The organism is Serratia sp. BIGb0234 (assembly GCF_024809915.1).
GTDB lineage: Bacteria > Pseudomonadota > Gammaproteobacteria > Enterobacterales > Enterobacteriaceae > Serratia > Serratia liquefaciens.
On sequence record NZ_JANUEI010000001.1, the window covers coordinates 1,063,773 to 1,077,892 of the forward strand.

Below are 14,120 nucleotides of genomic sequence, written 5' to 3' on the forward strand. Positions count from 1 at the left end.
TGCGAGGAAGTGTATGGTGATCAATCAGTTTGGGCAGCCGGTGGGCGAGCCATTATCCGATTGGCGGGCGGCGAAGCGCCCTGGTGGCGAGACGCTTAACGGCCGTTTTTGCTGTCTGAAGCAACTCGATCCGCAGCGGGATTATGCGGCGTTGTTCAGCGCTTTCCAGCAGGCGGTTGATGGCCGGGACTGGACTTATTTATCGATAGAACGACCGGAGAGCCCTGCGGCGATGTTGCAACACCTGACCACCTTGCAGGCGAACGCTACGCTGGTGAATCTGACGGTGTTCGACGGTGCCAGCCAGGCACCGGTCGGGACGGTAGCTTATATGCGCATCGACGAAGGTAATGGCGTGGCTGAGATTGGACATGTCAGCTGGTCACCGGCGATGAAACAGCGCTCCAGTGCCATCGAGGCGATTTATCTGATGCTGCGGCACCTGTTTGAGGATTTGGGCTATCGCCGTTGCGAATGGAAGTGCGACAGTCACAACGCGCCCTCCAAACAGGCGGCGGCGAGATTTGGTTTTCTGCATGAGGGGACTTTCCGCTTTGCGGTGGTCACCAAGGGCCGCACTCGGGATACCGACTGGTTTGCCATAACCGCTGACCGTTGGCCGGCAATCAAGGCGGGATTCGAGCAGTGGTTGAGTCCCGATAATTTCAATGCGCAAGGGCAGCAGATAAAACGCCTGCAGGATTTTATGCCACGGAAATAAAAGAGGCGGCCAAAAGGCCGCCTCTTTGCTATCGGAACAAAACGCTTACTTCAGCTCATCGACCATGGTCGCCGCGCGGCCAATGTAGTTCGCCGGGGTCATGGCTTTCAGGCGGGTTTTTTCTTCTTCCGGCAGCGCCAGACCATCGATAAATGCCTGCATACCGGCGGCATCCACGCGTTTGCCGCGGGTCAGCTCTTTCAGCTTTTCATACGGCTTTTCGATGCCGTAACGACGCATCACGGTCTGGATCGGCTCGGCCAAAACTTCCCAGTTGTGATCCAGCTCGTCCAGCAGATGTGCCTGATTGACTTCGAGCTTGCTGATGCCTTTCATGGTCGCCTGATAGGCGATCAACGCATAGCCCAGACCGACGCCCAGGTTACGCAGCACGGTGGAGTCGGTCAGGTCGCGCTGCCAGCGAGATACCGGCAGTTTGCTGGCCAGGTGGCCCAGCACCGCGTTAGACAGGCCCAGGTTGCCTTCGGAGTTCTCGAAGTCGATCGGGTTGACCTTGTGCGGCATGGTTGAAGAGCCGATTTCACCGGCGATGGTCTTCTGCTTAAAGTGATTCAGGGCGATATAACCCCAGATATCACGGTCGAAGTCGATCAGAATGGTGTTGAAACGCGCCACGCAGTCAAACAGCTCGGCAATGTAGTCGTGCGGTTCGATTTGGGTGGTGTACGGGTTCCAGGTAATGCCCAGTGAAGTCACGAAGTCTTCGCTGAACGCATGCCAGTCCACTTCCGGATAAGCCACGATGTGGGCGTTATAGTTGCCGACTGCACCGTTGATTTTACCCATGATCTCCACGCGCTCCAGCTGACGGAACTGACGTTCCATACGGTAGGCCACGTTGGCGAATTCTTTACCGACGGTTGACGGGGTTGCCGGCTGACCGTGGGTACGGGACAGCAGCGGAATATCGCGGTATTCCAGCGCCAGGCCCTTGATTGAATCGATGATTTTGCGCCAGTACGGCAGCACCACGTCCTGACGCGCAGTTTGCAGCATCAGCGCATGTGACAGGTTGTTGATGTCTTCTGAGGTACAGGCAAAGTGGATAAACTCGGACACCGCCTGCAGCGCAGGGATCGCGTCCACTTTTTCTTTCAGGAAATACTCAACCGCTTTGACGTCGTGGTTGGTGGTGCGTTCGATGGTCTTGATGCGCTGCGCGTCTTCTTCGCTGAATTCCGCGACGATCTTGTCGAGGAAAGCGTTTGCGTCGGCGTCAAAAGCCGGAACTTCTTTGATTTCTGCACAGGTGGCCAGTTTTTGCAGCCAACGTACTTCAACCTGCACGCGGAATTTCAGCAGACCGTATTCGCTGAAAATGGCGCGCAGTGCGCTGACTTTATCACCGTAGCGTCCATCAACGGGTGAGACGGCGGTCAGTGAGGATAATTCCATCGGTAGCAACTCCTGGGATCGATTAACAATGAGCAACGATATTTTGCGCCTGTTTAAACAGACGATTACGGGAAAACATTAACTGCAGGCGGCTGCCGCCAACCTGTTGCCACAGTACGGCGGCACGGATGCCGGCCAGTAGCGTGGCACGAACCTTGGCCTGCACCTGCGGATTCTGCAGAATAGCCGGCGAGCCGGTCACCTGGATGCGCGGCCCGAGCGGGCTGACCACGTCGACATAAATGCCGGCCAGCGCGCTGATAATGGTGTCTGATTCCAGATCAAAATGCGCCAGTTGGCGCTCAAGCTGGCCGAGACGTTCGCCAAGCTGGTTCATCGCCTGCTTATTGGCGTTGAGCTTGCGCTCCAGCACCATCAGGCTGATGGTGTAGCGGGTGAGTTCGGCACCCAACCCTTTATTGTTGGCGTTGAGCACGCTCATCAGCGTCTCGAGGCCGACTTTCAAATTGCGCTCTTCTCCGCCGAACACCGCCAGCGTGGAAGAGGGGTCCATCTGCAGCAGGCTGTTCAGCGAAGTATGGAAAGCTTCACGATCGCATTGGCCTTCGTGCGCCAACTGCTGAACCATAAGCGCCGCCTGGCTGATTCCAGCCATGGCCAGCGTAATGTCATAATAATTCTTCGCCACGATTACTCCTGTAAACGCTGTTCGATAATGCCGCCACCGAGGCAGATTTCATCCTGATAGAACACGGCAGACTGGCCTGGGGTCACGGCAGCGACCGGCTCGTCGAAACGCACTTCAATACGCTCTTCGTCAAGCGGGGTAACGGTGCACGGAATGTCCTGCTGGCGATAACGGGTTTTTACCGTACAGCGGAAGGGGCCGCTCAGCGGCAGGCGATCGACCCAATGCAGCTGCTGCGCTACCAGACCGACGGACATCAGGCGCGGATGCTCATGCCCCTGGGCAACCACCAGCACGTTGTTGGCGACGTCTTTGTCCACCACGTACCACGGATCTTCACTGCTGTCCTTCATACCACCAATGCCGAGCCCTTTACGCTGGCCCAGGGTGTGGTACATCAGGCCCTGATGTTCACCGACGGTCTGGCCGTCAACGCTGACAATCGGGCCCGGCTGTGCGGGCAGGTAGCGGCCAAGGAAGTCGCGGAACTTGCGTTCGCCGATAAAGCAGATGCCAGTGGAGTCTTTTTTCTTGGCGGTGACCAGATCCAGCTGTTCGGCGATGCGGCGCACCTCCGGTTTTTCCAGCTCACCGACCGGGAACAGGCTTTGCGCAACCTGCTCGTGACTCAGGGTGTAGAGGAAATAGCTTTGGTCTTTATTGCCGTCGACACCGCGCAGCAGGCGGCTTTTGCCGTCAACGTCCTGGCGGCGCACGTAGTGGCCGGTGGCGATAAAATCGGCCCCCAGATCTTCGGCGGCGAATTCCAGGAAGGCTTTGAATTTGATTTCTTTATTGCACAGGATGTCCGGGTTCGGCGTGCGGCCGGCCTTGTACTCTTCCAGGAACAGTTCAAAGACGTTGTCCCAGTACTCTGCCGCGAAGTTCACCGTGTGCAGTTCGATGCCGAGTTTGTCGCATACCGCCTGTGCATCGGCCAAATCGGTCGCTGCGGAGCAGTACTCTTCATCATCGTCTTCTTCCCAGTTCTTCATAAACAGCCCAGCGACCTGATAGCCCTGTTGCTGTAACAGATAGGCAGTAACGGAAGAGTCGACGCCGCCGGACATACCGACGATTACTTTTTTCTGGCTGTTGTCTGACATGGGGATCTCACGAACTTGAACACGAACCGTGCTGATAAAAAACAAGCGCAGGATTTTACCACGTTGCCTGCGCCGGCGCACGGCACTTATTCATCTCAGAACGGCCAGTTATAGCTGCTGACCAGCGATAGCGGGTAACGTTCCGGCTGTTGGTAACAACGAAGGCTTTCCGCGACCAGTGCGGATCGCAGGTTAGGGGCCTGCAAAATCTCGTCGGCGCTCAGCCACAAACAGCGGTCGATATCGCTGTCGTGCGGTTCGGTCGGCAACTGCTGTTCGAGCTCGATGACAAAGCAGAAGCGCAGAAACGGCGTATTGTCCGGTGCGATCCACTGGTGCAGCTTGAGGAATGACTGTGGCGTGGCGCGGATGCCGGTTTCTTCCCACAGCTCGCGCTCGGCGGCCTGCACCAGCGTTTCGTCGGCTTCAAGGTGCCCGGCCGGCTGATTCCAGAGCGCCTTGTTATTAATCGTCTCTTCGACGATCAAAAACTTGCCGGCGGCGTGAACCACGCAGGCAACGGTGACGTGCGGTTTAAACATAAAGGTCCCTTACAGCGGCTTATTGATATGCTGATAGATGTCATCCAGTTCGGTAATACGGGCCTGATAGCTGCCTGAGAGACAACTGACGTCGCTGCCGCACAGTTTCCGCTGCGCCAGCCAGCGCTGTTGCTGGTCTTGCATCTCACCGCGCACTCCCATGGCGAACAGGCCATGTAAAAACTGGTACTTGGTCGCCATTTCCACGTCTTTGTCACTTAGCGTACGGCTGGCGCAGATGGCCTTTTCGTCGGCGCTGACGGCTTTGGCGCAGTCAAAACTGGCGGCCTGAACGGCAGGAACCGAAAGCAGGGCGGTGAACAGTAGCGCGGTTAATGTTTTCATCGTTGCTGCTCCTCGGGCTGGTTACAGTGAGTCCAGGGTTTTCCATTCACCGGGCTGCAATTCGCCCAATGAAAGATTACCCATACTGTAGCGAATCAGCCGCAGGGTAGGAAAGCCGATGTGTGCAGTCATGCGACGCACTTGGCGATTTCGGCCTTCATAAAGGGTGACTTTCAGCCAGGCGGTGGGGATTGATTTGCGTTCGCGAATGGGCGGATTGCGCGGCCACAGCCATTGCGGTTCTGCGACCAGCTCAACGCCTGCCGGCAACGTTGGGCCGTCTTTGAGCGTGACGCCATTGCGCAAGGGGGCCAGATCGCTTTCCTGCGGGGCGCCTTCGACCTGCACGTAATAGACTTTTCCGGTACGTTTGCCCGGCTGGGTGAGTTGCGCCTGCAGCTTGCCGTCATTGGTTAGCACCAATAAACCTTCGCTGTCGCGATCCAAACGCCCAGCGGCGTAAACATCGGGAAATGGAATGAATTCTTTCAGGGTGGTGCGGCCGGCTTCATCGGTAAATTGCGGCAGCACATCGAACGGCTTATTGAATAACACCACGCGACGCGGCCCCTGTGCGACTGCGGGTTTGGCGGGAGCAGGCTTGCTGAATCGTTTAACTTTGTGATTTTTAACAGAGAATTTTTTCATAACAGTTGAGATTACGGATGATAGGCGCATTATAACCGAATCCGTTTCGGATTGGCGCGGACTGAAAATTCCAGTAGTATCTACACGCATCTTACAAAGCATTAACAAAAATTGCGCTTGAAGGAGAGGTTGATGGAAAGCAAAGTAGTTGTTCCGGCAGAAGGTAAAAAGATTACGGTCGATGCCCAGGGTAAACTGGTTGTTCCGAATAACCCGATCATTCCGTTTATCGAAGGCGACGGCATTGGCGTTGACGTTACCCCTGCTATGATTCACGTGGTTGATGCAGCAGTGAAAAAGGCCTACCACGGCGAACGTAAAATCTCCTGGATGGAAATCTATACCGGCGAAAAATCCACTCACGTTTACGGGAAAGACGTGTGGCTGCCGGAAGAAACCCTGGATCTGATCCGTGACTACCGCGTTGCCATCAAAGGCCCGCTGACTACCCCAGTCGGTGGCGGTATTCGCTCCCTGAACGTGGCCCTGCGCCAGCAACTGGACCTGTACGTGTGTCTGCGTCCGGTGCGTTACTACCAGGGCACTCCAAGCCCGGTTAAACAGCCTGAGCTGACCGACATGGTGATCTTCCGCGAAAACGCCGAAGACATCTACGCAGGTATCGAGTGGAAAGCCGGTTCTGCAGAAGCAGACAAAGTGATCAAGTTCCTGCGCGACGAAATGGGCGTGAAAAAAATCCGCTTCCCAGAGCAATGTGGTATCGGCGTGAAGCCATGTTCTGAAGAAGGGACTAAACGTCTGGTACGTGCGGCGATCGAATACGCGATCACCAACGACCGCGACTCTGTGACCCTGGTTCACAAAGGCAACATCATGAAGTTCACCGAAGGTGCCTTCAAGGATTGGGGCTACGAACTGGCGCGCGAAGAGTTTGGTGGCGAACTGATCGACGGCGGTCCATGGCTGAAAATCAAGAACCCGAACACCGGTAAAGAGATCGTGGTTAAAGACGTGATCGCCGACGCCTTCCTGCAGCAAATCCTGCTGCGTCCGGCTGAATACGACGTGATCGCCTGTATGAACCTGAACGGTGACTACATCTCCGACGCCCTGGCCGCACAGGTTGGTGGTATCGGTATCGCACCTGGTGCCAACATCGGTTCCGATTGCGCGCTGTTCGAAGCCACCCACGGTACTGCACCTAAGTATGCCGGCCAGGACAAAGTGAACCCAGGTTCCATCATCCTGTCTGCAGAAATGATGCTGCGTCACATGGGCTGGTTCGAAGCGGCTGACCTGATTGTTAAGGGCATGGAAGGCGCCATCGCTGCCAAGACCGTGACCTATGACTTCGAACGCCTGATGGAAGGCGCTAAACTGCTGAAATGTTCAGAGTTTGGCGACGCTATCGTTAAACACATGTAAGAGTGTTTAAGCGTTAAATGATAACGGGAGCCTGATGGTTCCCGTTTTTTATTATTTAAATCGCAACGGTTATCAAAACATTATCAAAATAAGTTATCAAAACTCGGCCATTTTAGGGCTTTTGAACGTATAGATCTAAAGGTTGAGCTGCGTCTAAACTTTGCGATGAAATGGACGATAAACTACCTACAACTACATTTTTGGCATGAGATAAAATTCTACAAGGAGTGTTAATGAGCTTTTTCTGGGTGAATATTGGTAGCAGTTTTAATGAGGTTAAAGAACAAAATTTCCTCTGGGCTCCACAATATGGCATGAATAAGCATGGGAAAAAGTTTAGTTATGCCTCCTGGGAGACAGTGAAGGATGTAAAAGCAGGTGACATCATCTTTTGTAATAAGGATCGAGAGATTATCTATGTAGCGATTGCTACAGCCGATGCTGATGATGCACCGCGGCCACCTAATCGATCTTTTGATAAGTGGGAGCGTGAAGGAACCCGAGTAGATGTAGATTTAACCGTTTTAGAGCACCCGATCGATATTTTGCAGTTCAGAGATATGTTTATGGCTGCGTTTAATGAGTTAAGTCGGCCAACAGTTTTTGCTGAGAACGGGTTTTGCACGCAGACCTACATGTGCGAAATACCCGAGGCTGCAGCAAAGATGATAGCAAGTTTTATTAGCGACAACATTTCAATAGACTTCAATAAACAGACTGCCACGGTAAAAGAGGCGAGAGGAAGCACTAAAGCAGCAGTCATTCAGGCTCGCGTTGGTCACGGTCCCTATAGAGATAAGTTATTTAAAATGTGGGGGGGGAAATGTGCGGTAACTGGCATTGATGTTGAGTCAATTTTAACCGCTTCTCATATAGTAGCTTGGTCTATTTCTGATGACAAAGAGAAAGTTGATCCTTTCAATGGATTGCCACTCATCCCAAACCTAGATAAGTTGTTTGACCGAGGTATGATTAGTTTCACCGATGATGGAAAATTAAAGTTTAGAGATGGGTTGGAAAATCTACTTTATGATTTAAATATTCCTATAAATTCAAAATTGAACCGAGTTTTTGAAGAGAATAAAAAATATTTAAAACGGCATAGAGAGACTTTTGGCTTTGAAGACTAATGTGCGCTAACTCGTAGCTGATAGTACTCTTAAGCAAGAAGCGAATAAATATAACCTTGCTTAATAGCAATGTTGGGAGATGTAAGCCTATAGCTGGTAGCTGGGCCAATGGCTGACTTTCTTAATTAAGGTTGAACAGGGAAATATTAATATTAATTAACCAGGGGAAGCTATAGACATGACCGGAATTGAGGTTTTGGACTCAGCAGTAAAAATAGGTCTTGGTGCCTCTATTTCTGCTGTGTCTGGATATTTCATTCTTCATTTAACGCATAAACATAACGTTAGAACTGAAGAGGTTGCCAATTTACGAAAAACTAATGACTATAAGAAATTTTTGTATGTGGATTTTCTTAGTCATTCTCAGGCGCTTGTTCAAACATACTATGACATTAGCAGTGATGGAAAGGATAAAGAGTATCTAAGTTATCTTAGAATATATAACGAAGTTCAGATAATATCATCAGATACAATACGAACTTGTGCCCATGAACTTCTATGTTCGGTACAGGAATTTATAGTTATCAGGAAAAATGAACAGGAACGTGATTTATTGAAATTAATGAGAGAACGTATTGACAAAGCATTGGCGTCATTTCAGTATTTAGCGAAAAATGACGTATATAAATGAATTTTATAATTTTGTTAAATTAATGCAACATTACCGATGGGTACTTGTCGGTCATGCTGTGCTTACTATTTTTATTCACAGTAATGACCGAAAAGTGAACATGGTAATTGAGTCTATTTTATCCTTTAATTATTGCTGGTAACTTTCTTGATTAATTTTCATAATTAATATGATTTTAATGTTTCCATTATAGACTGCGGACAAAATCAAGGGAGCTCCAGTAACTATTTGTTTCGAACATCTTATTTATGTCCATTGTTTCATCTTCACCAAAAACTCTTCTTATAAGTGAGTAAGTGATGCTATCTGGTATTCTAGATGCGAATTCGAACTGGGATTCATAAGTAATAACTTTGTAGTTGCTATCTTTTTCTTTTTCTAGATTGATTTTGTATGTAATAAAGTATATGGAGTTGTCATAAAAAACGTCGCCATCGACAGCATATTTTGTTAGTAATTCTACAGGGATAGAGAAAGAAATACTGTTATCTTTTATATCTTTCTTCAACATTCTTGCAATGTTAATGTTTATATTTTCGGTAGATGCATACAAACCACTAGCATCTATGTAATCGACATTTTTTATGAATTTATCCGGATAAGAAATTCGTACGGAAAGTATTTTCTTGTTATCACCTATGGGAATTAGTTTTGTAATTTCTGGATTATCTTTGTATCTCTCACTATAAACTATCAATTTTTTATTGCTGATGTACGCTGCTTCGACATAGTTTTGGCCATTCCATGATATCCATACCGCCGTGCATGAAAAAAATAGAGTTAAAACTTCTATTAAACTTATATTACTTATCTTGGTTTTCAAATAAACACCTCGTCATTTCGTTTTGCGAGAATTTTACCTGTTAAATAACAGTATGTAAAATAGCAATCTATGCATTTAAGATCTAATCTAGTGTGTCTTGAGGGGGCCAACAATTTAGCAGCTCATTGTGATCCAATCTTTCCCTCTATCATCGTGATAACGGTCAGTCTGAGATTGCGTTTTGTGTCCAAGAAGTATCTGAGTGTTTACTCCCTGGGACTTATAGAGCCTTTCAGCAAGTGAGCGTTGTTCATGAAAAGTTGCTGGTGTGCCGTCACCCCAATCAATATCAGTTTTATCCCTGGCTTTGCTAAAGTTGGTTGTCAGGGTATTTCCTGGCACTTTGGCCCCACGTTGGGCCATTGATGTCGAACGGAAGTAATGTACAAGATACTGACTGACAGCATAATCTCGGCAACGCGAGATAACCTCACGTAAGCTCGTGTTCAAAGCATCGCAACGAAGGGAAAGAGGTAATGCCAATTTTGCACCAGTTTTCTCCTGCACAACATGTAAGTGGTCATCCCAAATATCGCTGAATTTCATTGCTGAAATATCACCCAAGCGCTGTCCTGTAACTACGGCCAATAGCATCGCATTGCCCATGTATCGATGCTGTTTATCAGCAATGTCGAAAATCTTCTGCCATTCATCTAGATTCAAACGCTGCCTGGTAATCTTCCTGCGCGGTTGCTTTGTTGCTAGCGCGGGATTGTAGCCCGGAGGAACCTCACCCACGTGCTGAGCCTCTTTGAATACATCAATCAGCACTGAGCGAACAACCTGGCCCATACGTGGCTGTCCGGCGTCGGTGTACTCATCCAACAACGAAGCGATATCTCTGGCATCCACCTCGGGCAAGGATTTCATTGCAAAATTTTGGCGTAGAAGGTCCACAGGCTTACGTTTTTGTTTAAACGTGTTGGTCTTGATATCACCGGTGCTAAGTCGTTCTTCCTGTATTTTCCAATACCGGTCGAGCCAGGTACTGACAGTTATATTTTTACCCTTAATTTGAGCCACACGATCGCTAAGTGCCAGGATCTGCCGGCTACGCTGCTCCGCAAGCCGGCTATTAGCTTCGATCGCAATCTCACGAGCTTCCTGCTCATTGTCACCAAGAGCATGGTACTTCCCTGTAACCGGATGCCGGTATCGCCAGTAGACCTTATTGGCCTTACGGCTAAATAGCGGATACAGGTTAGGAATATCAACATTGTTCTTACGCGGTCTGGCTGCCATCGTTCAGTATCCTTTGGAGCTTCGGATTGTCATTGTGCTTAATGACCGGAGTAGTGAGTGGGCCAACTAGCTCAGCATCTTCTCGCACACGCCATAATTTGCCTTCCTTACGCGCAGGAGGGGCGAAGTGACCCTCTTTTGCACAACGCCGCAAGGTATTAAGAGAGGGCGGTTGGCTGCGATATCGCTCCGCAGCCCATTCTTCTAACGTCAGCATCTGCAGCATTAGGCACCTACCTGTCGGCTATTCAGACGGTAGGCAATGGCCATCTGTTCTGCATCATTCATGGCATCATGCAGGGAGTGATGTTTAACCGTAGCAAAACATGGTTGATGGGTTTTAGGCAGAGAACCCTTGGTGCCTTTGACCATTGCATCAATGTAGGTGCGAACATCGCGCTTACCTGCAAAATGCCACGGGCATGTTAGACCGCAAGAACGGTATGCACTTTCGAGGATAGACCCATCAAAATCGGTACCACGGAAAAAGATACGCACGCCTGGGTGTTGTTGAATCCAAGAAGTCAGATTTACGAGTGTTTGACTCAGAGGTTCCCGATTTCCAGCTAGAGCCTCATGGGCATCTTCATCTTGTTTTATCCACCACTGTTGCGTTTCGGCGCTGACAGTTCGGCCTTGAATTAACTGACCAAAAGTATCAACCAACCCATAAAATGCAGACTTAGAATAGTCGGCCAGCTCAGGATTCCGAACCACCTCCATGATTGAGTTCTGCACTCCATCGACATCTTCGATATCAAATGCAAAACCACCGATAGATAAGATCACCGCTGATGCCTGAACGTCCATTGTTTCCGTGTCGATCGTGATTGTGTTGATCATCGTTTATTACCCCACACTGATTTTCGGCAAAGCGAAGCCCTGCCAGAATTGGCAACTTTTCGCAGAGAGAAAATCGGGTTTTAAGAATGGAGGCCAGACACCCGCATAGCGCTGGCTCCCGGTTAATTACTCACACATCAGGTGGCGCACCGCGCCGGGGCTTTATACTGTGTAAAGGGATAAGGGGAACCCGAAACAGTACGCCACCAGATATGTGAAAAAATGCGGCTGACACCAACCCAAATCAGAGCAGCCGCAAAGGCTTCACTACACACAGCAAAATACTTGCCGGATATCTGCGCTTGCTTTCGCTGCAGTGCCGCCGGCGCGGCGCATTAGGTGTGGTGATGGGAGTTGAACCCACAGACGGGGAGGAAGCCCGTCTATCACCGGATACCACAACGGAAAGAGCACTACATTTGACCACCTTGCGCCGCTTGGCTTGAACGCGGTTTTCCGGCCTAACCACCTCGCCAGTAACTTGCATCAGAGGCTGCTATGCCACATATCCGGTGCAATGCTCTTACCTGTTGTGTGCCGGTTACGTTATCCGGCTCCCCAGCCTACGGCGAGGACGTGCATTCTTCTCGCGCTTGAATTTTCGGGTAACCCATGACCTGTCACATAATTCAGCCCTCCATTCGCGTGCCTGTTCTCGTCATGGGGCAGGCTCCCTGTTCTCATGTTCCCGCTGAAACCGTCATAGCCGAAGCTGATAGCAACAGGGGTTAAAAGACACTTCACATTGGGCTGCTCACACATGAGTTAGGATCCTCCACCGCTCCCAGAACTGAGGGAAATGGCGAGTGAGCATTCCGATGTGCGCCGGTCACCCGGCGACTGCCACCACTACACAAAAACCAACAACCAAAACGGGGTACAGACCACAACGCTATAGACCAATGCCTTCCAACCTTTTGCGCTCATGATTGCCTCGGTGGTTTTAATCAGTTTCTTCTTTATCCATCCAGCTTTCGTCGCCTTCCCAGTTCAGAGCCTGGCCTATTACCTCTGTCGCCTTCGCTTTCATTTCTTTACCGATGCGAAATTTGTTATTGCCTTCGATAATCTCTTGCAGTATTTCCAGCATCTTTGGTGCTGAGGCGCACAAAGTTCCGTGTATGGCATCGGTGCAGCCTGAGAAATCAGACTCTGCCCAGAACCCACAAATAACATCACCATTGCTATCCAATAAACGTCCTGTCCTTCCTTCGAAACGCCACGGGCCTTTGCTGCCTTGGAATTTTGCGTTACTCATCGTGTAACCCTCTGCCAGTGTCACTGGTAAGCGAATCATCCCGATCTTCGTGTGCCTCGGGCGGCTACTTGGTAGGCATCCTGCCTGTTCGCTGTCGATGAATAAACATTAAGATGTCTTAAATTCAAAGTCAATATTAAAGTGAAGATAACTTAAATAAGTGATTTTTACCTGAGGGAGGTGTATTTTGATTAAAATTTGTTCGGAGGTGGCATGGAAACAAACTGGGAAGACGAGCGGGCGGCTTTTATGGCCGGTGAGATCGGAGAGGCAGTAATGCAACTTGTGATTGACGGTTAAGAGATCAACCAGGGCAACATCATTGACTATCTAGAATTGAAGCGGAGGACCGTTGGCAACACGGTCCATAAAGGAGTGCTGAGAGACGCTGCAGCATTCGTTAGGCGAGGGAGTAAGGCACAATAAACCCGGCGTGGTTGCCGGGTTGGGTATTCAGTTTAGTTTGGGGGGTGTCGGCTTTTTCACCTGTGATAGTAACTTTATTGCATTGACCTCTGGGATTGCGCCGGAGCGAGTTTTCGATTCTATGTAAGCTGGGAACTTAGTGGGGAGATAAGATTGTTGCATCCAGCGACGAAATTCACCAAGAGCATCGTCTGGGTATATCCAGGCCTCAATTGGACCGGCTCGATGCTGTGGAAACCAATCTGGATAAGTATGGGGGTGCTTTGTTCTTGCCCCATATTTTTCGTCTAATTGATTTGCAGACCAGTGCTTTGCCCAAAAGGTACCTACGCTGATGTCTGGTACAGATGCTGGACCAAAATCAAATCCAGTATTAATCATTTTTAATGACAGTTCAGCCATCTCGCTAAAAACGGAGAAAAAGCCAAATGGAATCTGTGAATTTAATTGGAGCCGATCTTGAAACGCCTGCCAGGCACCGCGCTGAGGATTCTCAGGATCTATCCCAACACTTAAGAATACTAATCTACGAAGAGCGCTATCGCCTAAAGCACGGTAATTCTTGAGTGCAATTGAGTTATCAACCTGATCGGCCTCAAAAGCATAATATTCCAAAATCGACATGCAAACTGATGTCGGGAATGCCCGGATTTCGACTCCCTTATTTGTAACTGACCAGTATAACTGAGTAAGGCGAAGGCCCTTGCCTTGGAGAATGGAGTCAATTTTCTTTCCGCGTGGCCTTTGCCGCTGATCTATCCAGTCAGTTGTCAGGCGGGCAATCGCCGTGTGATCTACGCCACATAATCTTGCTAGCCCACGCATCGTTAGATATGGAGTTCCGTTGTTGAGAACGCCCATCTGAACACCTTCAACTTCAACCTCTTTAACGGGGAAGACCGCCATTTCTAGCTGTTGACCGGGAAGGACCTTATCTTCATTATCCATTTGATA

Annotated in this window: 16 protein-coding genes and 1 pseudogene; 5 read left to right on the top strand and 12 right to left on the bottom strand. The window is 49.7% G+C overall.

Translation table 11 applies throughout. The annotated features are described in order from the left end of the window. Positions 1–13 precede the first annotated feature (13 nt). Positions 14–721, top strand: coding sequence for a GNAT family N-acetyltransferase (locus tag M2407_RS05230; RefSeq protein ID WP_259216941.1), 708 nt, complete (start codon positions 14–16; stop codon positions 719–721). Between the two features lie 45 nt (positions 722–766). Here the strand turns inward: M2407_RS05230 and purB are convergent, their stop codons facing one another. The 6 genes from purB to rluE form a co-directional block, all read right to left on the bottom strand. Continuing rightward, a complete protein-coding gene (purB, locus tag M2407_RS05235; protein WP_020826476.1) occupies positions 767–2,137 on the bottom strand; it encodes an adenylosuccinate lyase in 1,371 nt (456 codons plus the stop codon). Positions 2,138–2,159: 22 nt separating this feature from the next. Next, positions 2,160–2,786, bottom strand: coding sequence for a high frequency lysogenization protein HflD (gene hflD, locus M2407_RS05240; protein WP_020826477.1), 627 nt, complete (start codon positions 2,784–2,786; stop codon positions 2,160–2,162). A gap of 2 nt (positions 2,787–2,788) precedes the next feature. Beyond that, positions 2,789–3,892, bottom strand: coding sequence for a tRNA 2-thiouridine(34) synthase MnmA (gene mnmA, locus M2407_RS05245; RefSeq protein WP_041415331.1), 1,104 nt, complete (start codon positions 3,890–3,892; stop codon positions 2,789–2,791). A 95-nt stretch (positions 3,893–3,987) separates the two neighbouring features. Continuing rightward, positions 3,988–4,434, bottom strand: a complete 447-nt coding sequence (locus M2407_RS05250) for an NUDIX hydrolase (protein WP_048760698.1) — start codon at positions 4,432–4,434, stop codon at positions 3,988–3,990. A 9-nt stretch (positions 4,435–4,443) separates the two neighbouring features. Further along, the gene (locus tag M2407_RS05255; protein ID WP_020826480.1) at positions 4,444–4,779 is read right to left on the bottom strand and encodes a lysozyme inhibitor LprI family protein; all 336 of its coding nucleotides are present in this window, start codon (positions 4,777–4,779) and stop codon (positions 4,444–4,446) included. A gap of 21 nt (positions 4,780–4,800) precedes the next feature. Then, positions 4,801–5,427, bottom strand: coding sequence for a 23S rRNA pseudouridine(2457) synthase RluE (rluE, locus tag M2407_RS05260; protein ID WP_122078727.1), 627 nt, complete (start codon positions 5,425–5,427; stop codon positions 4,801–4,803). Positions 5,428–5,559: 132 nt separating this feature from the next. On the opposite strand from rluE, the gene icd reads away from it, so the two are divergent. From icd to M2407_RS05275, 3 genes are all read left to right on the top strand, one after another. After that, positions 5,560–6,813, top strand: a complete 1,254-nt coding sequence (icd, locus tag M2407_RS05265) for an NADP-dependent isocitrate dehydrogenase (protein ID WP_012006449.1) — start codon at positions 5,560–5,562, stop codon at positions 6,811–6,813. A gap of 233 nt (positions 6,814–7,046) precedes the next feature. After that, the gene (locus tag M2407_RS05270) at positions 7,047–7,943 is read left to right on the top strand and encodes an HNH endonuclease (RefSeq protein WP_259216948.1); all 897 of its coding nucleotides are present in this window, start codon (positions 7,047–7,049) and stop codon (positions 7,941–7,943) included. A gap of 178 nt (positions 7,944–8,121) precedes the next feature. After that, complete coding sequence (locus tag M2407_RS05275) at positions 8,122–8,574, top strand: peptidase M14 (RefSeq protein ID WP_259216950.1); 453 nt, start codon at positions 8,122–8,124, stop codon at positions 8,572–8,574. Positions 8,575–8,761: 187 nt separating this feature from the next. Here M2407_RS05275 and M2407_RS05280 read toward each other — a convergent pair whose 3' ends face one another. The 5 genes from M2407_RS05280 to M2407_RS05300 form a co-directional block, all read right to left on the bottom strand. Then, on the bottom strand, positions 8,762–9,397 hold the full coding sequence (locus tag M2407_RS05280) for a hypothetical protein (protein ID WP_259216952.1): 636 nt from the start codon (positions 9,395–9,397) through the stop codon (positions 8,762–8,764). Positions 9,398–9,511: 114 nt separating this feature from the next. Then, positions 9,512–10,639, bottom strand: a complete 1,128-nt coding sequence (locus M2407_RS05285; protein WP_259216954.1) for a site-specific integrase — start codon at positions 10,637–10,639, stop codon at positions 9,512–9,514. Further along, positions 10,620–10,865, bottom strand: a complete 246-nt coding sequence (locus M2407_RS05290) for an excisionase (protein WP_259216956.1) — start codon at positions 10,863–10,865, stop codon at positions 10,620–10,622. Before M2407_RS05290 ends, M2407_RS05285 begins: the two co-directional genes overlap by 20 nt. Next, a complete protein-coding gene (locus M2407_RS05295) occupies positions 10,865–11,482 on the bottom strand; it encodes a 3'-5' exonuclease (RefSeq protein WP_259216957.1) in 618 nt (205 codons plus the stop codon). Before M2407_RS05295 ends, M2407_RS05290 begins: the two co-directional genes overlap by 1 nt. 943 nt (positions 11,483–12,425) lie before the next feature. Next, entirely contained in the window at positions 12,426–12,740 is a 315-nt protein-coding gene (locus tag M2407_RS05300) for a hypothetical protein (protein WP_259216959.1), read from the bottom strand. A gap of 213 nt (positions 12,741–12,953) precedes the next feature. On the opposite strand from M2407_RS05300, the pseudogene M2407_RS05305 reads away from it, so the two are divergent. Then, a pseudogene (locus M2407_RS05305) lies at positions 12,954–13,166 on the top strand (hypothetical protein). Positions 13,167–13,193: 27 nt separating this feature from the next. Here M2407_RS05305 and M2407_RS05310 read toward each other — a convergent pair. Then, positions 13,194–14,114, bottom strand: a complete 921-nt coding sequence (locus tag M2407_RS05310; protein ID WP_259216960.1) for a hypothetical protein — start codon at positions 14,112–14,114, stop codon at positions 13,194–13,196. Between the last annotated feature and the right edge of the window lie 6 nt (positions 14,115–14,120).

Bases quoted from the DNA above. Each gene is read 5' to 3' on its own strand.
- M2407_RS05230 (WP_259216941.1), top strand. From the start codon at position 14: ATGGTGATCAATCAGTTTGGGCAGCCGGTGGGCGAGCCATTATCCGAT.
- purB (WP_020826476.1), bottom strand. From the start codon at position 2,137: ATGGAATTATCCTCACTGACCGCCGTCTCACCCGTTGATGGACGCTAC.
- mnmA (WP_041415331.1), bottom strand. From the start codon at position 3,892: ATGTCAGACAACAGCCAGAAAAAAGTAATCGTCGGTATGTCCGGCGGC.
- M2407_RS05250 (WP_048760698.1), bottom strand. From the start codon at position 4,434: ATGTTTAAACCGCACGTCACCGTTGCCTGCGTGGTTCACGCCGCCGGC.
- M2407_RS05255 (WP_020826480.1), bottom strand. From the start codon at position 4,779: ATGAAAACATTAACCGCGCTACTGTTCACCGCCCTGCTTTCGGTTCCT.
- rluE (WP_122078727.1), bottom strand. From the start codon at position 5,427: ATGAAAAAATTCTCTGTTAAAAATCACAAAGTTAAACGATTCAGCAAG.
- icd (WP_012006449.1), top strand. From the start codon at position 5,560: ATGGAAAGCAAAGTAGTTGTTCCGGCAGAAGGTAAAAAGATTACGGTC.
- M2407_RS05270 (WP_259216948.1), top strand. From the start codon at position 7,047: ATGAGCTTTTTCTGGGTGAATATTGGTAGCAGTTTTAATGAGGTTAAA.
- M2407_RS05275 (WP_259216950.1), top strand. From the start codon at position 8,122: ATGACCGGAATTGAGGTTTTGGACTCAGCAGTAAAAATAGGTCTTGGT.
- M2407_RS05285 (WP_259216954.1), bottom strand. From the start codon at position 10,639: ATGGCAGCCAGACCGCGTAAGAACAATGTTGATATTCCTAACCTGTAT.
- M2407_RS05290 (WP_259216956.1), bottom strand. From the start codon at position 10,865: ATGCTGCAGATGCTGACGTTAGAAGAATGGGCTGCGGAGCGATATCGC.
- M2407_RS05295 (WP_259216957.1), bottom strand. From the start codon at position 11,482: ATGATCAACACAATCACGATCGACACGGAAACAATGGACGTTCAGGCA.
- M2407_RS05300 (WP_259216959.1), bottom strand. From the start codon at position 12,740: ATGAGTAACGCAAAATTCCAAGGCAGCAAAGGCCCGTGGCGTTTCGAA.
- M2407_RS05310 (WP_259216960.1), bottom strand. From the start codon at position 14,114: ATGGATAATGAAGATAAGGTCCTTCCCGGTCAACAGCTAGAAATGGCG.